General features: G+C 69.4%; 16 protein-coding genes. 8 read left to right on the top strand and 8 right to left on the bottom strand.

From position 1 onward, the window contains the following. Positions 1-94: 94 nt before the first annotated feature. Positions 95-700, top strand: coding sequence for a carbonic anhydrase (locus ACWD4O_RS13045; protein WP_351914928.1), 606 nt, complete (start codon positions 95-97; stop codon positions 698-700). Between the two features lie 494 nt (positions 701-1,194). Beyond that, positions 1,195-2,991, top strand: a complete 1,797-nt coding sequence (locus ACWD4O_RS13040; protein ID WP_451279973.1) for a SulP family inorganic anion transporter — start codon at positions 1,195-1,197, stop codon at positions 2,989-2,991. Positions 2,992-3,041: 50 nt separating this feature from the next. Here the strand turns inward: ACWD4O_RS13040 and ACWD4O_RS13035 are convergent, their stop codons facing one another. Further along, positions 3,042-3,995: an oxidoreductase gene (locus tag ACWD4O_RS13035; RefSeq protein WP_451279756.1), complete on the bottom strand. Its 954-nt coding sequence runs from the start codon at positions 3,993-3,995 to the stop codon at positions 3,042-3,044. A 251-nt stretch (positions 3,996-4,246) separates the two neighbouring features. Here ACWD4O_RS13035 and ACWD4O_RS13030 point away from each other — a divergent pair, with 251 nt between their 5' ends. The 4 genes from ACWD4O_RS13030 (at position 4,247) to ACWD4O_RS13015 (ending at position 7,807) form a co-directional block, all read left to right on the top strand. Beyond that, entirely contained in the window at positions 4,247-5,404 is a 1,158-nt protein-coding gene (locus ACWD4O_RS13030) for an alkaline phosphatase PhoX (RefSeq protein ID WP_451279755.1), read from the top strand. 247 nt (positions 5,405-5,651) lie between these two features. Further along, positions 5,652-6,620: an SMP-30/gluconolactonase/LRE family protein gene (locus tag ACWD4O_RS13025; RefSeq protein WP_451279754.1), complete on the top strand. Its 969-nt coding sequence runs from the start codon at positions 5,652-5,654 to the stop codon at positions 6,618-6,620. Positions 6,621-6,746: 126 nt separating this feature from the next. Then, positions 6,747-7,217: a hypothetical protein gene (locus tag ACWD4O_RS13020; RefSeq protein WP_451279753.1), complete on the top strand. Its 471-nt coding sequence runs from the start codon at positions 6,747-6,749 to the stop codon at positions 7,215-7,217. Positions 7,218-7,345: 128 nt separating this feature from the next. After that, positions 7,346-7,807 (top strand): excalibur calcium-binding domain-containing protein, encoded by a 462-nt coding sequence (locus ACWD4O_RS13015; protein WP_451279752.1) that lies wholly within the window; start codon positions 7,346-7,348, stop codon positions 7,805-7,807. Between the two features lie 48 nt (positions 7,808-7,855). Here the strand turns inward: ACWD4O_RS13015 and ACWD4O_RS13010 are convergent, their stop codons facing one another. Then, positions 7,856-8,809, bottom strand: a complete 954-nt coding sequence (locus ACWD4O_RS13010; RefSeq protein ID WP_451279751.1) for a hypothetical protein — start codon at positions 8,807-8,809, stop codon at positions 7,856-7,858. A gap of 219 nt (positions 8,810-9,028) precedes the next feature. Between ACWD4O_RS13010 and ACWD4O_RS13005 the strand changes: the two genes are divergently transcribed. Beyond that, the gene (locus tag ACWD4O_RS13005; RefSeq protein ID WP_451279750.1) at positions 9,029-10,036 is read left to right on the top strand and encodes an alpha/beta fold hydrolase; all 1,008 of its coding nucleotides are present in this window, start codon (positions 9,029-9,031) and stop codon (positions 10,034-10,036) included. After that, positions 10,033-10,449, top strand: a complete 417-nt coding sequence (locus tag ACWD4O_RS13000; RefSeq protein ID WP_451279749.1) for a TIGR03668 family PPOX class F420-dependent oxidoreductase — start codon at positions 10,033-10,035, stop codon at positions 10,447-10,449. The genes ACWD4O_RS13005 and ACWD4O_RS13000 overlap by 4 nt, the downstream gene beginning before the upstream one ends. A 129-nt stretch (positions 10,450-10,578) precedes the next feature. On the opposite strand, the gene ACWD4O_RS12995 is transcribed toward ACWD4O_RS13000, so the two are convergent. The 6 genes from ACWD4O_RS12995 to ACWD4O_RS12970 all read right to left on the bottom strand — a co-directional run bounded on the left by ACWD4O_RS12995 (position 10,579) and on the right by ACWD4O_RS12970 (position 21,385). After that, positions 10,579-12,876: an FtsX-like permease family protein gene (locus ACWD4O_RS12995; protein WP_451279748.1), complete on the bottom strand. Its 2,298-nt coding sequence runs from the start codon at positions 12,874-12,876 to the stop codon at positions 10,579-10,581. Further along, the gene (locus tag ACWD4O_RS12990; protein WP_451279972.1) at positions 12,873-13,496 is read right to left on the bottom strand and encodes an ABC transporter ATP-binding protein; all 624 of its coding nucleotides are present in this window, start codon (positions 13,494-13,496) and stop codon (positions 12,873-12,875) included. The genes ACWD4O_RS12995 and ACWD4O_RS12990 overlap by 4 nt, the downstream gene beginning before the upstream one ends. Before the next feature lie 127 nt (positions 13,497-13,623). After that, positions 13,624-14,091 carry a hypothetical protein gene (locus ACWD4O_RS12985; RefSeq protein ID WP_451279747.1) on the bottom strand — a complete coding sequence of 156 codons (468 nt, stop codon included), beginning with the start codon at positions 14,089-14,091 and terminating at the stop codon, positions 13,624-13,626. Between the two features lie 118 nt (positions 14,092-14,209). Next, complete coding sequence (locus ACWD4O_RS12980; RefSeq protein WP_451279971.1) at positions 14,210-16,009, bottom strand: ABC transporter ATP-binding protein; 1,800 nt, start codon at positions 16,007-16,009, stop codon at positions 14,210-14,212. Between the two features lie 926 nt (positions 16,010-16,935). Then, positions 16,936-19,656, bottom strand: coding sequence for a pyruvate, phosphate dikinase (ppdK, locus tag ACWD4O_RS12975; protein WP_451279746.1), 2,721 nt, complete (start codon positions 19,654-19,656; stop codon positions 16,936-16,938). Between the two features lie 418 nt (positions 19,657-20,074). Then, complete coding sequence (locus ACWD4O_RS12970) at positions 20,075-21,385, bottom strand: ROK family protein (RefSeq protein ID WP_451279745.1); 1,311 nt, start codon at positions 21,383-21,385, stop codon at positions 20,075-20,077. Positions 21,386-21,480: the final 95 nt, after the last annotated feature.

Here is a 21,480-nt window from a genome sequence, read left to right as displayed (position 1 = left end):
GTGTTCCTCTAACCTTCGCCTGGCATTGCCTCCTCTACGGTGATGAGGAACTGGTCGGACCCCCATGACGACCAGCTCTGAACTGGGAGGATCCGTGAAGGCACTGCTGGACCGCGCCCGCTCGTTCAAGCGGCGGGTCGACTTCGAAAGCGGCGAATACCGACGATTGGCCGAAGGCCAATATCCCGAGGCATTGTTCATCACCTGCTCGGACTCGCGGGTGATTCCAGCCCTGATAACGGGCGCACGGCCCGGCGAGATATTCGAGCTGCGAAACGCAGGCAATATCGTTCCGCCGCACGGCCGGCAGGGCGCCTCGGGCGAGGCGGCCACCATCGAGTACGCACTGGAGGTGCTCGGCGTTCAGGACATCGTGGTCTGCGGCCACTCCCACTGCGGTGCGATGGGCGCGCTCAAGTCCGGCGACGACCTCTCCGGCCTGCCCGGCGTGGACGCCTGGCTGCAACTGGCCCGCCCACGGCTGGCGCCGGTCCTGGACGGCCATGTCGAGGACCCGTCGATGCCGGACGTCGCCCAGCTGAACGTCGTCAACCAGCTTGCCGTGCTGCGGAGTTACCCGGCGACGCGGCGACGTCTCGACACGGGGCGGCTGCGTCTGCACGGCTGGTACTACGAGGTGGACACCGGCCAGGTGCACGAGCTGGACGAGGACGGCCTGTTCCGGGTGCACGCGGCATGAGCGGCGCACATGCCCGGCACGGCCGGACTTGGGGGGGCTCCGACGCCAGTGACGGAAGGGGCCGCACGTTCGGCGAGGCCGCCGGCCTGACCGGCCCGCCGCCCCGGCCCATGCCCTCCCCGACGGCCGCGTTCCCTTCGACGCCGCTGAAACCTCCCATGCCGCCGACGCCGGCGACGCCGCCGACGCCCACAGCGGGCCGGACGGCTCCGACAGCTCCGACGGCCCGGGCGACGCGGATGCCTCGGCCGCCCGCGCGGGGACCCCACGTCCCGCGAACCGACTGGGAGGCCGGGACACAAGCCGGGCGGCAAGCCGGATGGCGAGCCGGGGGACAAGCCGGACGGCAAGCCGGGGGGCAAGCCGGTACAGAGGCCGCCGCACAGGCCACGGAGAAGGCGGCGGCGAAGGAGGCTGGGAAGGCGGCTGGGAAGGCGGCTGGGAAGGCGGCCGGCAAGGCCTCGGGTCCGAAGGCATCGGGTCCGAAGGTCGATCTGGCCACCGAGATCACCGCGTCCCTCGTCGTCTTCCTGGTCGCGCTCCCGCTGTGCATCGGCGTGGCCGTCGCCTCGGGCGTACCCGCCGAACTGGGCATCATCTCCGGCGTCATCGGCGGCCTGGTGGTGGGCGCGGCGCGCGGCAGCACGCTCCAGGTGAGCGGCCCGGCCGCCGGTCTCGCCGCGCTGGTCGCGGAGACCGTGCTGGAGTACGGCGTGGCGATGCTCGGCGTGATCGTGCTCTTCTCCGGCATCCTGCAGATCGTCCTCGGCCTGGTGCGACTGGGCCGGTTCTTCCAGGCGATCTCCCTGGCCGTCGTCCAGGGCATGCTCGCGGGCATCGGCCTGCCGCTGATGTTCGGCCAGGCGTACCCGGCGATGGACGCGAAGGCTCCGGGCACCCCGCTCGAGAACATGGCCGGCATCCCCGGGCTGATCACGGACACGCTGGCCAACCCGCAGGCGATGATCGCGGCCGGACTGGGCATCGTCACGGTCGTCCTGAGCTTCCTGTGGAAGAAGATGCCGGGACCGGTCAAGAAGGTGCCCGCGGCCCTGGTCGCGGTGGGCATCGGCATCGCGGTGGCCGCCCTGCCGGGCGTCGAGATCAAGACGCTCCAGGTGGGCAACCTGCTGGCCTCGGTCGACGTACCGGGCGCGGAGCAGTTCGCGGGCCTGGCGAACCCCGGGATCATCACGGCGATCCTGACCTTCACGGTGATCGCCTCCGCCGAGTCCCTGTTCACGGCGGCCGCGGTGGACCGTATGCACGACGGCCCGCGCACCCGCTACAACCCCGAGCTGATCGCCCAGGGCGCCGGCAACACCCTCGCGGGCCTGCTCGGCGCGCTCCCCATCACGGCGGTGGTGGCCCGTAGTTCGGCGAACGTCCAGGCGGGCGCCAAGACCCGGCTCTCCCGCACGCTGCACGGCCTGTGGCTGCTCGCCTTCGCCCTCCTGCTCCCCCAGGTGCTGGCCCTGATCCCGATCTCGGTGCTCGCGGGCGTCCTCGTCCACAGCGGCTGGAAGCTCTTCGCGCCCGAGGAGTTCCCGAAGATGTGGCGGCAGGACCGCGGCGAGTTCGCGGTCATGACGCTCACCACGCTGGTGATCGTGGCGACGGCCCTCCTGGAGGGCGTCCTGATCGGCCTCGCGGCGGGCATCGTGCTGGCGGCGGTGCGCATGTCGCAGACGGTCATCAAGCAGCACCTCGAGGAGGACACGGCGAAGGTGGTCATGGCCGGGAACGCGACGTTCCTGCGGCTGCCCCAGGTCATCGAGGCCCTGGAGTCCGCGGCGGAGGCCGGCAAGCCCCGGATCCGGCTCGACCTCACCGGCGTGACCCACCTCGACCACGCCTGCCGCAGCCAGGTGGAGGAGTTCACGGCCCAGCAGCGCGGCAAGGGCCTACGGGTGGAACTCCTGCTGCCGGGCCCGGCGAAACGTCTGCCCGTACCGGAGGACACGGCGGAGGCGGCCGACCTGCCCCCGCAGGCCGACCCGCTGCCCCGCCGCCACCCCACCCCGGCAACCGCCTCCGCCATGAGCCCCGGCCCCACGGCCGAGTGGTTCTACCTGGACACCACACCGATGCCGGAGGACTTCGCCCAGAGGTACGCGGAGGAGTTCGCCCCGGGCCCGGGATACGGACAGGACTCCGGAGGGGAGTACGACAGCCAGGGGTACGGCCAGGACTACGGGCAGGACTTTGGGAGGGGGTACGGCCCCGACTATGGGCAGGACCACGGGCAGGGGTACTCGGAGGAATACACCCCGGGGTACGCGCAGCGGTAGGCGCAGGGGAACAGGCACAGGGCAACACGTGCTTTGAGCTGAACCCCTCCTCAGGCCTTGAGGGCGTCGTAGAACACTCCGGTCAGCTGCTCGGAGGCGCTCCACAGCCGTTCTCCCGCCCGGTCGTCGAGGGTCCAGGAGGCCCGCCGCGAGGGTGCGGGCGCCCCGCGCCACATCGCGAGGGACGGCCCGGTGAACGAGTCCGGGCGGACACCGGGCGCGGTCGCCGCGTACAGGGCGGGCAGCGCGCCGGCCTCGGCGGACTGGGCGAACACCCGGTTGCCGAGCGCCATCAGCCGCTCGGCGACCCGGCGGCCCTCCGCGCGCGGCCCGGCCGTCTGCAGGTTGGTGGCCGCGTACCCCGGGTGCGCGGCCGCCGCGACGAGGTCGGATCCGGCCGCCGCGAGCCTGCGCGCCAGCTCGTGCGTGAAGAGCAGGTTGGCGGTCTTGGAACGGCCGTATCCGGTCCAACGGCGGTAGCGACGCTCGGAGTTGAGATCGTGAGGGTCGATGTTGCCGAGCACGTGGACCATGCTGGAGACGGTCACGACCCGCGCTCCGTCCGGCCCTGATGCGGGACGCCCCTCCGCGGCGGCGAGCAGCGCGGGCAGCAGCAGTCCGGTGAGGGCGAAGTGCCCGAGGTGATTCACCCCGAACTGCGTCTCGAACCCGTCGACGGTGGTGCCGTACGGCAGCGCCATCACACCGGCGTTGTTGACGAGCAGATCGAGCCGCTCGTACGGAAGTGAGCCCGCGAACTCCCTTACGGAGGCCAGCTCCCCGAGATCGAGCAGCCCCAACTCCACGTCACCGCCGGGCACTTCATCGCGCAGCCGCTCGACGGCCGCCCGCCCCCGCGCCTCGCTCCGGCAGGCGAGCAGCACCCGCGCCCCCTTCCGGGCGAGCTCGCGCGCGGTGACGTACCCGAGCCCGCTGTTGGCCCCGGTGACGACGGCGTTGCGGCCGCTCTGATCAGGGATGTCGCGCACACTCCAGCCGGCCATGACCGTGCTCCTTCCACCGCTCCCCGGCAGCCTACGACGGCGCCCGGCCACCCTCCCCGCAACCGACCCCGCAACCGACCCTGCAACCGACCCTGCAACCGACCTCGCACCTCCCCGCCACGACATGTCCACGACACAGCCATGACACAGCTACCCTGCGCTTCTAGCGTTCGGCAGCGCACGACCCTGCACGACCCGTCGCCGGGACCGGCGTACGGGCCGGTTCACCCACACCACCCCCGGGAGTGAGCGTGGAACGTCGTACCTTCCTGCGTGCGGCCGCGATCGGCGGCTCCTCCGCCGTACTCGGCGGAACCCTCTGGCGCGGAGCCGCCTACGCGGCCCCCGCCCAGCCCGGCACGGGCCCGTACGGAGCCCTCGGCGCCGCGGACGCCAACGGCATCCGCCTCCCCTCCGGCTTCACCAGCCGGGTGATCGCCCGCTCCGGCCAGACGGTGTCCGGGACGTCGTACACCTGGCACAACGCCCCCGACGGCGGCGCCTGTTACCCGGACGGCACGGGCTGGATCTATGTCTCCAACTCGGAGATCAACCCGTCCGGCGGCGCGAGCGCGGTGAAGTTCTCGGCGGCCGGGGCGATCACGGGCGCGTACCGCATCCTCTCCTCGACCCGCCAGAACTGCGCGGGCGGGAAGACCCCGTGGAGCACCTGGCTGTCCTGCGAGGAGGTGGACCGTGGATACGTTTACGAAACAGATCCCTGGGGTGTGACGGCGGCGGTGCGCCGGGACGCGATGGGCCGCTTCAAGCACGAGGCGGCGGCGGCCGACCCGGTCCGCCAGGTGATCTATCTGACGGAGGACGAGACGAACGGCTGTTTCTACCGTTTCCGCCCGACGACCTGGGGCAACCTGGCCGTCGGCACGCTGGAGGTCATGGTCGCCGGCACGGCCACCAGCGGCCCGGTCACCTGGACCCGGGTCCCCGACCCCACCGGCGCCTCCGCCACCCGCAACCAGGTCTCCGGCGCCAAGCACTTCAACGGCGGCGAGGGCTGCTACTACGCGAACGACACCTGCTGGTTCACGACCAAGGGCGACAACCGGGTCTGGCAGTACAACGCGGCGGCCCAGACGATCGAACTCGCCTACGACGACTCCCTGGTGACGTCCGGCACGGCTCCCCTCACCGGGGTCGACAACGTCACCGGCTCCGCCTCCGGCGATCTGTTCGTGGCGGAGGACGGCGGCAACCTGGAGATCTGCGTGATCACCCCGGACGACGTGGTCGCACCCTTCCTGCGGGTGGACGGCCAGTCGGCGTCGGAGATCACGGGCCCGGCCTTCTCCCCGGACGGCACCCGCCTCTACTTCTCCAGCCAGCGCGGCACGAGCGGCAGCTCGTCGGGCGGGATCACGTACGAAGTGAGGGGCCCCTTCCGGGCCTGACGGGACTGACGGGGCTTGCGGGGTCGGTGGGGCTTGCGGGGTCGGTGGGGCCGGCGGGGTCGGTGAGCCCGGCGGGGAGCGCGGGATTGAAAGGAACCTGACAGCAAAAGGGAGGAACACGGTCAGACGGCGGCTCGTTACTGGCCAACGAAGTCCAAAGCAGAGGCAAAGCCACACCTGCTGTGGCCACAGTTCACCGTGTTACGCCGTTCGCCGCCTGCACCCCCACTCCCGGAGGCCCGTAACCATGACCCCCATCCCGTCGCGCCGCACCCTGCTGGGCGGCGGCGCCGCCGCCCTGGCCGCCGCCACCCTGACGATGACGGCCACGCCCGCAACGGCCAAGTCGAGCACGTCCGGTACTCCTCATACTCCTGAGGCGACTTGGCCGACGGAGTACCCCCTCCCCGACGGCTGGCTCCCCGAGGGCATCGCCATCGGCGGCAAGCCGTACGCCTACCAGGGCTCCCGTGCCAACGGCGGCATCTACCGCACCGACCTGCGCACCGGCGAGGGCAGCGTCCTGTACGCGGGCGGCGCCGGCCAGATCGCCGTCGGCCTGAAGCTCGACCACGACGGCCTGCTGTACGTGGCGGGCAGCACCGGAGTGGCGCGAGTGATCGACTCCCGCACGGGCGGCCTGCTGACCACCCATCAACTCACGGACCCGACCGGCCACTTCATCAACGACGTGGCACTGCTCGGCGACCGCGCCTGGTTCACCGACTCCCGGGGCGCGGCGCTGTACAGCGTCAAGCGCGGCCGGGGCGGGGCCGACATCCGCACCCTCCCCCTCACCGGCGACTGGGTCCAGCTCCCCAACGTGAACAACGCCAACGGGATCGTCGGCACACCGGACGGCCGCGGCCTGATCGTCGTCAAGAGCACGCCGGGCGAGCTGTACAACGTCGACGTCAAGACGGGGTACGCCACGAAGATCACGCTGGTCGGCGCGGCCGACGTCGTGAACGGCGACGGCCTCTACCGCATCGGCCGCACGCTGTACGTCGTCCAGAACCGGCTGAACCTGATCAGCGTCTGGTCCCTGGACCGCACGGCGACCACCGCCACCCTGACCCGCACGATCACCGATCCCCGCTTCGACGTCCCGACCACGGCCGCCCGCTACGGCGACCGCCTCTACCTGGTCAACGCGCGCTTCACCAGCCCGCAGCTGCCGGAGACGACGTTCACGGCGGTGGCCGTCTCGATCTGACGGGACCCCCGCACAGACCCGACAAGCCGCACGGGGACGGAACTCGAGAACACCGGGCGCCGTCCCCCTGGCATGATGAGCGAATGACAACGACCACCGCCGTAACGCCCGTCTTCCGAAAGGCAGATGCCGCGTAACCGCCCCGGCGCCCTGCGCGCCCGCGAGACCCCCGACACCCGCCCGCGCACCCGCGAGATCCCCCAGCCGGAACGCATCCCGGGCCTCTCCGCACGCACCAGCCTTGCGATCCACCAAGTGGAGCAGGAGAGCGGCGGCTACTTCCTCTTCCCCGGCGCGACGGAACGCGCCCTCCGCCGCTACCGCAGGTTCCTGAGACCCCCCGGCCGCGGCATCCTCTACCCCCGCACCTCCGCGTGCCCCTCCTGCCCCGGCTGCGGCCTGGACGACGTCCGCCACGCACGCGACATCCTGGACGAGACCCTGAGCCGACTCCCACCCGACCCCCGCGCCGAACTGGCCCGCGCGGTAAGGGCGTTGGACCGCGGCTACCTCCACCGCACCCTGCCCGACCCGCTGCAGCCACGGTCCGTCCCCTGGTGGCACCGCCGCCTGGCAGTGGGAACGGAGGGCTGGTGACCGAGTGATGACGGACCAACCCGGGAGATGCACACAGAAAAGTCACGGAACAGCCACACCGCGTACACCACCCACAAAACGGCAATACCGTCGTCCCCTCACATCACACGACACCCTGGGGGGACACCATGACCAACCCGTACACCACCAGCACGAACCCCGCCCCCCGCTGGGCCCGCAAGAGATACGTCCTGCCCGCCCTCGCCGTGGCCCTGTTCCTGGGCGCGGCCATCGGCGGCGCCGACGACGGCACGAAGACGGATGCGAAACCGACGTCGGCCGCCCCCCGGCCGACGGTGACCGTGACGACCACGGCGACCGAGACGGCAGTACCGGAACCGGCAGGCACGACGACCGCGACCGCGACAGCGACGGTGACGGCGACAAAGACGGTGAAAGTGACGGTGACGGAGAAGGCGGCGGCGAACGAGAACACGACCGAGGACGACGACACGGCCGCCGACTCCGGAAGCGTCTACTACGGCAACTGCGCAGCCGCCCGCGCGGCCGGAGCCGCCCCCGTCCACGTAGGCGAGCCGGGCTACGGCCGCCACCTGGACCGCGACGGCGACGGAACCGGCTGCGAATGACGGCCGGCACACCGAGGGGCCGCACCACCCCCCACACGTGCCGCCCCGCTACGTGCCGGTCGGCCGATAGCCGTCCGCGTAGGCGATCAGCACGCTCCCCGACCCGGAGGCGTCGGGCGGCGTCCGCTCGTACCGCAGAACCACAGGACGCTCGGTGAGGACGACGGCGTCCGCCAAGGGCCACCAACCGCCGCACCGGTACAGGGCCTCCTGGACCGCCTCCAGTCCCGGTGACTCGGGCAGGCCCGCGGCGGCCAGCATGCAACGCCAACGGATCGACTCCCGCGGCGCGGACCAGGGGTCCAGCCGGCCGCCGAACTCCTCGTGGAAGTAGATCTGCTCCCTGCTCGGCGGCGGTGGCGGCGTGATGACGTCACCGTCCCGTTCAGGCTGCACGATCCGCTCCGGAACCGGACCGCGGATCCTCCCCAGCAGATCCCGGTGCACCCGGGTGTGGATGTGTCCCAGGGACTCGTTCGTCGACCAGTCGAAGATGCTGCGCATCTCCTGCTCCAACTCGTAGGCGCCGTGCACGCCTTGCAGCCAGTGGAAGTCGAGCTGGTCGAACATGGGGGAACCCAGAGCGTCGACGAGTCGATCCTGCGCGTCGGACGTGTCCTGGAACGGGCCGGCCAGCAGTCGTCTCTCACCGCCCGTTCCCGTCGTCCGCCCCAGTTGCTCGCAGATCCGCTCCTCGGCCTGCCGGGCGAACGCCTGCGGCACCGACAGCGGCAGCCCGGGGCCGTCGAGCAGCGTCCCGTCGAGCCGGTCCTCCCACCCGTGGCGCAGCACCCAGGACGCGAGCGCGCCGCCGAGCGGTGAGTCCATCCACACCACCGTCTCCGGAGCGGGCATGCCGTGGACCCGATACACCTCGGCGACCGCGGCTTCGGCCGCCGGCCGGTCACAGCGCTCGGTGGACAGCCCCGCCCTCAACCACCTGTCGGACTCGGCCGCAGTCCGCGCCTTGACGGCCTCCGTCACCAGCTCCTCATACCCCATGCCCGCACCCTCCCCGTCGGTATGTGCGGCTTTCCCCCGTGCCCCCCTCCGACACCTCGCCGAGCGCTTTGCCGGGCACTTGCCGGGCGCTTGCCGGGCGCTTGCCGGGCGCTTTGGCGAGCCCTTTGCCGAACCGGCAACAAGACTCGCGGGAGCCGCACCGACCCCAGCATGCTCGAAGTCCCCGAGTCCCCGAGTCCCCGAGTCCTGGAGGCCCCAATGCCGCAACGAACGTCGAGCGACGACGCGAAGCACCGTCTCATCCCCTCTCCCGCAGGCCGTGTCCATGTGGTGGAACAGGGCGAGGGGCCGCTGGTCCTGCTCGTGCACGGCTTCCCGGAGTGCTGGTACTCCTGGCGACACCAGTTGCCGGCCCTGGCCGCCGCCGGATACCGCGCGGCCGCCATCGACGTGCGCGGCTACGGCCGCTCCTCCAAACCCGAGGCCACGGATGCGTACCGGATGCTGGAACTGGTGGCGGACAACGTCGCGGTCGTGCACGCTTTGGGCGAGCGTTCCGCGACGATCGTCGGCCACGACTGGGGCGCGACGATCGCGGCCCACTCCGCTCTCCTCCATCCGGAGATCTTCCGAGCGGTGGGACTGCTGAGCGTCCCGTACACCCCACCGGGTGGCCCGATGCCGAGCGAGGTCTTCGCACAGATGAACGGGACGGGCGGGGAGGAGGAGTTCTACGTCTCCTACTTCCAGGAACCCGGCCGAGCGGAAGCGGAGATCGAGCCCGACGTACGAGGCTGGCTCGCAGGCTTCTACGCGGCCCTGTCCGCAGACACGATGCCGCCACCGACGGCCCCCAGCCCCCACTTCGTCACGCGGGGCAAAACGCTGCGCGACCGCTTCCCCACAGCCGCCGCGCTCCCCGCCTGGCTGACCGAACAAGACCTGGACGTCTACGCGGGCGAGTTCGAGCGAACCGGCATGACCGGAGCCCTGAACCGCTACCGGAACATGGACCAGGACTGGAAAGACCTCAAGGACTTCACCGACTCCCCGATCACCCAACCGTCCCTCTTCATCGCCGGCACCCTGGACGCCTCCACCACCTGGCTGGCCGACGCGATCAAGGCCTACCCCCACACCCTCCCCGGCCTCACGGCCTCCCACCTCCTCGAAGACTGCGGCCACTGGCTCCAACAGGAACACCCCACCCAAACAAACCAACACCTGACGACTTGGCTGGCATCGCTCACTACCGTGGCCACATGAAGCTCTCGCCCCTCGCCGCCCGGGACCGTTTCCTCGGTTCCCCCGTCGCCAGGCTGGCGACAGCCGACACCGCCGGAGTGCCACACGCGGTACCGGTGACCTTCGCCGTAGAGAAGGACGTCCTGTACTTCGCCGTGGACCACAAGCCCAAAAGCACGTGGAACCTACGGAGACTGCGCAACATCCGGGAAAACCCCTCGGTGACGTTGCTGGTCGACCACTACGCGGATGACTGGTCAACGCTGTGGTGGGCGCGCGCCGACGGCAGAGGGGAAGTACTGGAGGACGAGCAGGAAAGGCACAGGGCCGTCGAGTTGCTGCGCGCCAAGTACGCCCAGTACAAGGATTCCCCTCCTCAGGGCCCCGTGGTCGCCGTACGGGTCGAGCAGTGGAGCGGCTGGGCGTTCGCATAGCCCGAAAAAGATCACGGCCGAGGACTGGAACTCATGGCGCGCTCTGCCTCCGGCACCCCACCATCTGTCCCACGCAAAAGGGCGGCGCCCCTCACGGGGTGCCGCCCTTTTGCGAACAGAGTCAAGACATCAGTCCCGCCTGATCAACTCTGGGTCGATCCGCCGCCCGACCAGCGGCAAGGCACCGAGGGCGGCGACGGCCACGACGCCCAGGGCGGAGGCAAGGAGCAGCGGCACCCCGGCTCCGTCCCAGAAGACGGACCCGCCACCGGTCACCAGGTAACTGGACTCGGCCATCTTCCCGGTCACCACCGCGAGCACGAGCCCGATGGCCAAGGGCAACACGACCTGCGCGACCTGAACGGTCCGGAGCGTCCGGGGCCTGGCCCCGAGCAACGCCAGTGCGGTGACCTGCGGTCGGCGTTCCACGGCGCGGTCGGTGGCGGCGACGAGATAAGCGGCCACACCGATGATCAGGCCGAGGATCATACCCACGCCGAGTAGGGTCTTGATGACGGTGATCTGCTGGAGGGCTGCGGGATCCAAGCCGTCCGTCTCGACCTCGATCGTCGGGTCGACCCCCGCGATGCCCGCGAGTACCGACCGCAAGGTCTCGGGGGCGGAGCTGCTCATCAGCGCGAGGGTGGCTCTCCTCTCAAGGCGAAAGCCTGCAGGGAGGGAGGACGGCGGGATCACGACAGTGCCGCTGCCGACCATCTGCCCCATAGTGTCGTCGCGGTAGTGGATCGTCCGGCGTGGCACCTCCACCGTGACGACCCGGCTCTTCCCTTCGGAGTTCCGCAAATGGAAGGGGAATCGCCTCCCGGGCACGCTCCGCTCGTCGTAGGTGATACCCGGCACCATCAACCGTGCCGGGCGCCCCTCCACACAACCCTCCACCGCTGACGCCATCTTGCTCAACTGCTCGCAGGTGGCGATGACGGCACTGATACTCGACGGCCACTCCATGTCGTCGGGATCCGTCCAGGATTCCGCCAGAATGGCATGGCCCCGAACCCCTGCCACCTCCGTCACAGCACGCTCCTTGTCCTCAGGAACGTCCTTGAGCGGCATGGTGTAGAGCTGCACCGGCGAGGTGTTCTTGGAGACCTGGTCCAGCTCGATGAGTACGCCCTGCGTGAGCGAGGCCGCATAGACCAACAGCACCAAGCCGGTCGCCACGCGCAGGGCTCCGCCCGGTTCCACCTCGTTGCGGCGCATGGCAAGACCGAGAGACAGCGAACCCGTCGAGCGGGCCACCTTCCGGGCCAGGGAGCGCGAGAGGATCGGCAGTGAGAGCACGAGACCGGCCCCGACCAGCACGACGGCCAACGGCATCAGGATCGAGGAGAGCGAGGTGTCCGCGGGCGGGTGCCCCATCGCACCGGCCACGCAGTACCCGATGACAATGCCCATTCCCGGCACAAGCGGCAGCAGGCCCCACAGCCGAGGCGGCTTCTCCACGGCGCTGCGCCGCACGGCCAACGGATTGGCCGCGGCCTGCTTCGCCCCCACCCGCCCCACGAACCAGGCAAGCGCCGGACAACCCACCAGGCAGACGAGAAACGTGGACACGGTGAGCGAGCCATCGGCCGGATACCACTTGAATCCGGGCAACCCCACCCGTGAGACCAGTTGGTTGACGACCCAATAGGCACCCAGGCCAAGGACGGCTCCCAGCAGAGCGGCTGCGACGGTCTCGGCCGCGTTGACGCGCTGCGTGCCTTTTCTACTCAATCCGAGCAGTCGCAAGGCAGCCAACCGCCTCATGCGAGAGGCGGCTGACAGCCGGGCACACACCGACAGGAACACGGCGAGGGGAAGCAGGACCACGCCGGCCAGGGTGAAGCGCAGGATGTCGAGGGTTGAGGGTTCGACGGTGGGATAGCGCGCTTCCGAGTTCCCGAAGGCCGACAAGCGCCCGCCCCCCTTGAGATCGTCACGGGTGGCACCGATGTAGGCGTACAACTCGTCCGGATGAGCCAGACCCTGGGCGGAGATAACGCCCCTCTCCCGCCCCGGCAGAAGCTGGGCAAGGTCCGGATCCCTTCTGAGGACCTCGCGCAGTCGCGGGGACACGAATACCTCACCAGGACCGGGGAGTTCACGCAGACCAGGCGGCGGGGTGATGGGCTTGCCATCCACAGCCACGAAGACCCGGGTGAGCGGTTCCGACCCGTAGGGATCCAACCTGGTGAGCGCCAAGCCGTTACCCGCAGGAGTGCCACAGATGCCCTGCCCATTCGAGCAATCCGGCTCTCGAGCTGCCTTGCGGGCGTCCTGAGCGGCCAGGATGACCGGAATCGCGAGCACAACAGCCAAACAGCACACCCCGATCCCGCTGCCCACAGCCATGAGGAGGAAACGCACACGGTTACCTCGGCCGCTGCCCAGCAACAGCCTCAAACCCAAGGCAAGTTCCCTCACGACGCTTCCCGCACCTGTGCCGTGAGCAGACCGTCACACATGGTGTAGCGGCTGTCGGCTCGGGCTGCCACCTGAGAATCGTGGGTCACGAGCACTACGGCCGCCCCTTGCAATCGGGCCAGGCTGAGGAACTCCTCCAAAACAGCCGCGGCATTTCCACTGTCGAGAGAACCCGTGGGCTCATCGGCGAATACGACGGCTGGCCTGTGCACCAATGCCCTTGCGACTGCGACGCGTTGACTTTGCCCCCCGGACACCTGCGACGGACGCCGCTCACGCAGATCCCCCAGGCCGAGCCGCCCCAGGACCTCACCGGCCGCAGCGAGAGCTTCTGCCTTGCGCTGGCCAGCGAGCCGTAGTGGCAGGGCAGCGTTTTCCTCCACCGTCAGCTCAGGCAGGAGCTCCCCGTATTGGAAGACAAAGCCGAACCGTTCGCGACGAATGGCGCTAAGTTCCTCGTCGTCGAGTGCGCCAAGGGAGCGCCCCTCAAAACAGACTTCGCCTCGGGCCACTGGCAGCACTCCGGCCAGGCAGTAGAGCAGTGACGACTTGCCGGACCCACTTTGCCCGGTGATCGCCACCACCTCTCCCCGACCGAGAGAGATCTCTGCGTTCCGCACAGCAAGCGTCTCACCGTAGAGGAGGTCAACCCCCTTGGCCAACAGCACTTCTGACGTATTGATCTCGTTCCCCTATCAGGAGCGCGAGCCCAGGCATATACGCCTGGGCTCGGCAAGTCAGTCAGCCTCAGCCACGGTCCCAGTTATGAATGAATTTCTTAGTTCGCGCGCAATTATCCGGATGTAGGCTGCCCCTGTCGCGGCAGACCCGGAGCCTCGTCTCGCCCGTATAGCGCTGTGCGCCATCCCAGTTGGACTTGTGCAGCCGGACAGTGCCCCGCTGCTTGCCGTAGTAGCGCACCCACTCGTGCCCGTGGACCTTGACCTCGACATAGACGTTGTGCCCGTCAGTCGCGAACTTGTCCTCGAGCAGCCCCCACCACTCAAAGGCACCGTGATTAACTCCGGGCCGGTTGAACTGGTACTTCCCCTCGCGGAACTCGACGCCATCAGTGTCAAGCAGCGGGATGCTCCCGTTCTCCGGCGACGCGAACGCCGCCACCGCCGCACTGAGCACCAGCCCAACCGAAGCCACGCCGAGCACTAGCCTCTTCACACACGCCTCCGTAACCATCGGCGACACCGTCATCGCCATGAGTAACGGACTGTAGCGGTGGGTAAGTTGACAGAAACGATCTATCGCCGCATAACCATCCCATCAGGCGATCGAAAACCGGACATCCCCACCAACGAACACAAGACAGTCGAGCCGTTCAGCCGCTCACCTGGCTGCTCACCCCGCCGGGCCACGCGTCCGTCCACTCGACCTGCGCGTACGCGTAGGGCTCCGCCGTGCCGATCGGCTCCGCGGTGGTCACGTTCTGCGAGCCATGCAGGTGGGCATACACCCCGCCCCAGGCGAGCAGTTCCTCGTGGGTGCCTGTTTCTGCGATGTGGCCCTGGTCGATGACGAGGATGCGGTCGGCGTCCGGGGCGAGGTTGAGGTCGTGGGTGATCATGATGGTCGTGCGGCCTGCCATCAGGCGGCGCAGGGGTTCCACGATGCGGCGGGTGGCGATCGCGTCCAGGCCGGTCGTCGGTTCGTCCAGGACCAGGACCGGAGCGTCGCGCAGCACCGCTCGCGCGATGGCCAGGCGTTGCAGTTGGCCGCCGGACAAGCGGGCGGAGTTGGGGTCGACCCTGGTGTCGTAGCCGTCGGGGAGTGCCGTGATGAACTCGTGCGCGTCGGCCGACCGTGCCGCCTCCTCTATCGCGTGGTCGCTCGCGCCGGGCCGGCCGCAGGCGATGTTCGCGCGGACGGTGTCGTGCAGGACCAACGTCTCCTGCGGCAGCAGCGTCACGTACTCGCGCAACCGCGCCAGGGGGAAGTCGTGCAGTGGGGTGCCGTCCAGGAGGATCGCGCCGGAGTCGGCGTCGTAGAAGCGGAGCAGGAGCTTGGAGACCGTGGACTTGCCCGCGCCGCTCGGGCCCGTGATGATCACCAGTTCGCCGGGGCGGGCCGTGAAGGTCAGTGACTCCAGGGTCTGGGTCTGCGCGCCGGGGTAGCGGAAGGAGACGTCCCGCACCTCTATAACCCCGTCCGGGCGGCCGTGGAGGCCACGCTCCGAGCCCGTCGGGTCCGTCACCGCCGGCTTGGCGTCCAGGATCTCGACCAGTCGTTCCGCGCCCGCGGTGGCGGCGGTGATCAGCAGTCCCAGTTGGGCCAGGCTGCGGATGGGCGGGTAGAGGTAGCTCAACAGGGCTGCGAACGCCAGCAGTTGGCCCAGGGTCATCTGGCCTCTCGAGATCTCCCAGACGCCTATGCCGATCACGGCCAGTACGCAGATCGTCTCGATGACCTGCACCAACTGCCCGTACGCCTGGTTGAGGCGGGCCGAGCGGACGGCCGCGCGGAACCAGGCCGTCGCCTCCTGGCTCAGCCGGCGGCGCTCGGCGTCCTGGCGGCCGTAGGCCTGGGTCAGGACCAGGTTGCCCAGGGATTCCTCCACCACGGACGTGACCGCCCCGTCCGCCACCCTGCCCTCCCGGGCCACCGACCTGACGCCGTCGGCGAACCTTCGGGCGGCCAGCCAGAACAGCGGGGCCAGGACGAAGGTCGCCGCCGCCAGGTCCCAGCGCAGCCAGAACGCGGCCGCCGCGTAGAAGACCGCGCTGAAGACGGCCGACGCCGTGCCGATCAGTCCCGACACCGCCATCTGCTCGATGGCTTCCACGTCGCCCGTCAGCCGGGACAGCAGATCTCCCTGGCGGTGCTTCTGGAAGAAGTGCGGGGGGAGTTTCTGCACATGGTCGAAGACGCGCTCGCGCAGTCGCATCACGAATCGCTCCGACACCCACACGGAGAGGGAGCCGCCCGCGTAGCCGATGGCCGCGCCCACCACCGCGATGCCGAGCCACTGCGCCGCCGGGGTCCAGAAGGCGTCCAGTGAACCCCGTTGCAGCGCGTTGTCGGTGAGATCGCCGAAGAGCAGGATGGCGGCGGTCTCGGCCAGCGCGCCCAGCACCGTGCACAGCCACACCCCCACGAGCCAGCGGCGCAGCCCCTTGGTCATCGGCCAGAAACGGCGGAAGGCCACGCGGGGGGACAGGACAGGGGTGGAGGAGACATCAGAGGTATCGGAGCTATCTGCGTGAAGGGCGGCCGAAGGGGGCGCGGAATTTTCTCCGAGGTCCTCCTGAACCTCATAGTCGGCGAGAAGCTCCTCGGCCGCTCTGACAATCGGCTGGCCGTATTCAGAAAGTTCCAGACCCGGTGGAATATGCCGGGGAAAATCAACTCCTGAACTGTTCTTACGCGCGCGCATTCGTTTCTCCCGTCACCGGCGGGAGGGCCGGCGGAACACCGCCGGCCCTCCCTTTTCACCTGGGATCTTCCACTCAGGAGCCGGTTCAGAAGCCGGGCCGCTGAGGCGCGGCCTCACCGGGGCGCGGACGGCGACGTCGTCCCTGCTGCGCGGGCGGGGGAACCTGGCCGGGGTTCGGGTTCGCATTCGCGTTGGGGTCCGCGTTGGCGTTCCGGCGGGGGGTAAGCGGTGCAATCACCCTGAAGCTCATAACGACTCCTTCTGAGTTTCCAGCATCTGCACGGGAAGGGGGAATTCGGAAATTCCGCACGAGCGAGGTGGGGGATCAGAGTCGTCACCCTGGGCGATCCCTCCGCCCGATGAGAAAGAACTTAACACGCGCCACGACAGCCCGAAGAGAAAACTCAGAATTAAACGCCGGAAAGAATGCTGTGAAAACCTTGTCTTTACCTTGGTATTTATTAAGTGAGCCCCATTGACCAGCAGAAACAAGCCCGCTGACAGCAAGAGGACGGCACCCCCGCACAGGGTGCCGTCCTCCTTGGTGCGCCGAAGCCGCCGCCGATCGGTGAGGGTCGGGGACCGACGGCGGCTCCGGGGTCAAAGCCGGATCAGCCGGTTCAGCCGGATCAAGGCGCGCTCAAGGCGTGCTCAAGGTGCGCTCAAGGCGAGGCTCAGCGGTGGTCGCTTCCCGTCGACTGCGTCGCCGCCCGGCCCGCCTCGAGACGGGCCACCGGGATCCGGAACGGGGAGCAGGAGACGTAGTCCAGGCCCACCTCGTGGAAGAAGTGGACGGACTCCGGGTCGCCGCCGTGCTCGCCGCAGACGCCGAGCTTGAGGTCGGGGCGGGTCGCCCGGCCCGCCTCGGCCGCCGCCTTCACCAGCGAGCCGACGCCGTCCCGGTCGATCGTCTCGAACGGGGAGACGCCGAAGATGCCCTTCTCCAGGTACGCCGTGAAGAACGAGGCCTCCACGTCGTCCCGGCTGAAGCCCCACACCGTCTGGGTCAGGTCGTTCGTGCCGAAGGAGAAGAACTCCGCGGCCTCCGCGATCTGGCCGGCCGTCAGGGCGGCCCGGGGCAGCTCGATCATCGTGCCGATCGCCAGCTTCAGCTCGACGCCCGTCGCCGCCTCGACCTCCGCGATGACCTCGTCGGCCTCCTCGCGGACGATCTCCAGCTCCTGGACGGTGCCGACCAGCGGGATCATGATCTCCGCGCGCGGGTCGCCCTTGGCGTTCCGGCGTTCCGCCGCCGCCTCCGCGATGGCCCGCACCTGCATCGTGAACAGACCGGGGATGACCAGGCCCAGCCGTACGCCCCGCAGGCCCAGCATCGGGTTCTGCTCGTGCAGCCGGTGCACCGCCTGGAGCAGGCGCAGGTCGTTCTCGTGGGACTCCTGGCGGGACTCCGCCAGCGCCACCCGGACCGAGAGCTCGGTGATGTCGGGGAGGAACTCGTGCAGCGGCGGGTCCAGGAGACGGACCGTCACCGGGAGGCCGTCCATCGCCTCGAAGAGTTCGATGAAGTCCTTCTTCTGGAGCGGCAGGAGCTGCTTCAGGGACTCCTCGCGCTCCTCCTCCGTGTCCGCCAGGATCAGGCGTTCGACCAGCTCACGGCGGTCGCCGAGGAACATGTGCTCGGTGCGGCACAGGCCGATGCCCTGCGCGCCGAAGCGGCGGGCGCGCAGCGCGTCCTCGGCGTTGTCGGCGTTCGCGCGCACCCGCAGCCGGCGCTTCCGGTCGGCGAAGGCCATGATGCGGTGGACGGCCTCGACCAGCTCGTCGGCGTCGTCGGCCCCCGCGTGCATCCGGCCCTCGAAGTACTCGACCACGGGGGACGGGACGACCGGGACCTCGCCCAGGTAGACCTTGCCGGACGAGCCGTCGATGGAGATGACGTCGCCCTCCTCCACCACATGGCCGCCCGGCACCGTCATCCTGCGGCGCTTGGTGTCGACCTCGAGTTCCTCCGCGCCGCACACGCACGTCTTGCCCATGCCGCGGGCCACCACGGCCGCGTGGGAGGTCTTGCCGCCGCGGGAGGTGAGGATGCCCTCGGCCGCGATCATGCCGTCGAGGTCGTCGGGGTTGGTCTCGCGGCGGACCAGGATGACCTTCTCGCCCGAGCGGGACCACTTCACGGCGGTGTAGGAGTCGAACACCGCCTTGCCGACCGCAGCGCCCGGCGAGGCCGCGATGCCCCGGCCGACCTTCTCGACCTTCGCGTCCTCGTCGAAGCGGGGGAACATCAGCTGCGCGAGCTGGGCTCCCGTGACCCGCTGCAGCGCCTCCGTCTCGTCGATCAGGCCCTGGTCGACGAGCTGGGTGGCGATGCGGAAGGCCGCGCCCGCCGTGCGCTTGCCCACCCGGGTCTGGAGCATCCACAGCTGGCCGCGCTCGATGGTGAACTCGATGTCGCAGAGGTCCTTGTAGTGGTTCTCCAGCGTCTCCATGATGCCGAGCAGCTGGTCGTACGACTTCTTGTCGATCTGCTCCAGCTCGGCGAGCGGGACCGTGTTGCGGATGCCCGCGACGACGTCCTCGCCCTGGGCGTTCTGCAGGTAGTCGCCGTACACGCCCTGGTGGCCGGAGGCGGGGTCGCGGGTGAAGGCGACGCCCGTGCCCGAGTCGGGGCCCAGGTTGCCGAAGACCATCGAGCAGACGTTGACGGCCGTGCCCAGGTCGCCGGGGATGCGCTCCTGGCGGCGGTAGAGCTTGGCGCGGTCGGTGTTCCAGGAGTCGAAGACGGCCTTGATGGCGAGGTCCATCTGCTCGCGCGGGTCCTGCGGGAAGTCCCGGCCGGCCTCGGCCTTGACGATCCTCTTGAAGCGCGTGACCAGCTTCTTGAGGTCGGCCGCCTCCAGCTCGGTGTCGACGGCGACCTTCTTCGCCGTCTTCGCCGCCTCCAGCGCGTCCTCGAAGAGCTCGCCGTCCACGCCGAGGACCGTCTTGCCGAACATCTGGATCAGCCGGCGGTAGGAGTCCCACGCGAAGCGGTCGTCGCCGGCCTGCTTGGCCAGGCCCTGGACGGACTTGTCCGACAGCCCGATGTTCAGGACGGTGTCCATCATGCCCGGCATCGAGAACTTCGCGCCCGAGCGGACGGAGACGAGGAGCGGGTCGTCGGCCTGGCCGAGCTTCTTGCCCATCCGCTGCTCCAGCGCGTCGAGGTGCGAACTCACCTCGTCACGCAGTGCCGCCGGCTCCTCGCCGCTGTCGAGGTAGACCTTGCAGGCCTCGGTGGTGATCGTGAAGCCCGGAGGGACGGGAAGGCCCAGGTTGGTCATCTCGGCGAGGTTCGCACCCTTGCCACCGAGGAGGTCCTTGAGGTCCTTGTTGCCCTCGGTGAAGTCGTAAACGAACTTCGCTACGTGGGAATCTTTGTTTTCCGACACGGTCTCGACTCCTCGAGGACGCGGTGGCTGCCCTGACGTCGAGGAACATACCCAGATCAAAGGCGTCTGGGTACGTCTACTCGTGCGTCATGTGCTTGTAACCAGTCGTCCGCCAGCGGATCGAAAGTCAAAGCTTGGCAAGCGCACAACCGCTGATGTTTTCACTTCTTGAACGCATCGACCTCTCATCCCGCCTCATCATCGCTCATATGAGCGTAGAGCGCCACGCCTGATTTCGATCGATGAACGATCAAGGGGTGGCACCCAGTGCCACCCCTTGGAGAAGTGCATTCGATCGAAGATCCGCTCATCTGAGCATTACCCCCCTCAGGGGTGGCGCGAATCACGCCGTTCGAAGCCGACGGATTCCACCATGCGGACGCGACACAGGAGGGAAACACCTCCCTTACAAGGTCGCTCACACCCCCAGCGCCAGCAACCGCTCCTCCACCCGATCCGGCGCGTACAGGTGCTCCACGACCATCGCACCCGCTCCCACCAGGCCCGCCCGCTCCCCCAGCCGCGAGGTCACGACGTCCAGATGGGCCGTGGAACGGGGCAGCGCACGCTGATAGAGCAGCTCGCGCACGCCCGTGAGAAAGGCGGTTCCGGCCAGATCTCCGGCGATCATCAGCACTCCGGGGTTGAGCAGCGTCACCACCGTGGCGAGGACGTCCCCGACCTGGCGGCCCGCCTCCCGGGCCAGTGCGGCCGCCCCGGGGTGTCCGGCGGCGAGCAGATCGCGCACATCCGAGCCGGAGGTCGTCGGCAGGCCCGTCTCGGCGAGCCGGCGCGCCACCGCGCCACCGCTGGCGACCGCCGCGAGGCACCCGTAGGAGCCGCAGCGGCACAGCGCCTCCGCGCCCACCCGGATATGGCCGATGTCGCCGGCGCCGCCGTCCACGCCCCGGAAGACCGAGCCGTCGACCACGACCCCGGCGCCGATGCCGGTGGACACCTTGACCAGCACGAACGCCGAGCAGTCGGGGTATCCGGTGCGCTGCTCGCCGTAAGCCATGAGGTTCGCGTCGTTGTCCACGAAGACGGGGACAGGGACGGAGGCGGGGGCAGGGACGGAGGCGGGAGCGGGGACGGAGGCGGGGACGGGGACGGCTGCAGGTGCCTCGGCGGACGGGCCGGCCGTCCGCTCGGCGAACGCTCGCGCCAGGCGGCCGCGTATGTCGTAGCCGTCCCAGCCGGGCATGATCGGCGGCTGGACGACCCGGCCCGTCTGGCTGTCGACCGGGCCGGGGACGGCGACTCCTATGCCGCAGACCTCGTCCGCCCGGTGGCCCGCCTTCTCCAGCAGTTCGGCGAACCAGCCGCCCAGTTCGCCGAGGACGGCTTCGGGGCCGTCCTCGATGACCAGCGTGCCGCCGTGCTCGGCCAGGATCTCCCCGGTCAGCGACAGCACGGCCGCACGCGCGTGCCGTGTGTCGAGGTCCGCCGCGAGGACGACCGCGTGGGCGTCGTCGAACTCCAGCGTGATCGAGGGGCGGCCGCCCAGCGGCGAGTCGACCGGACCTCCGGCGCCCTCGCGCAGCCAGCCCGCGCGGAAGAGCCGGTCCAGCCGCTGACCGACGGTCGCGCGGGAAAGGCCGGTGGCCTGCTGGAGGGCGCCGCGGGTCGTCGCCCGTCCGGTGCGCACCAGTTCGAGGAGATCTCCGGCGCTCGCCTGACTGCCCGCCTTGCCGACCGCCCTGCCGGTCCGTCCCGGACGCCCAGTCATGCGCACCCCCTTGTGTTTCTCAAGCTTGCATTACATATTGAGTTTTGCGTGTTAAATAGACGTAACCCTACGGTAGCCACTGCCGAACCAGGTGG

Source organism: Streptomyces sp. NPDC002623, from assembly GCF_053592635.1.
The sequence above is the reverse complement of the archived record's forward strand: the minus strand, read 5'-3'. Positions and strand labels throughout refer to the sequence as shown.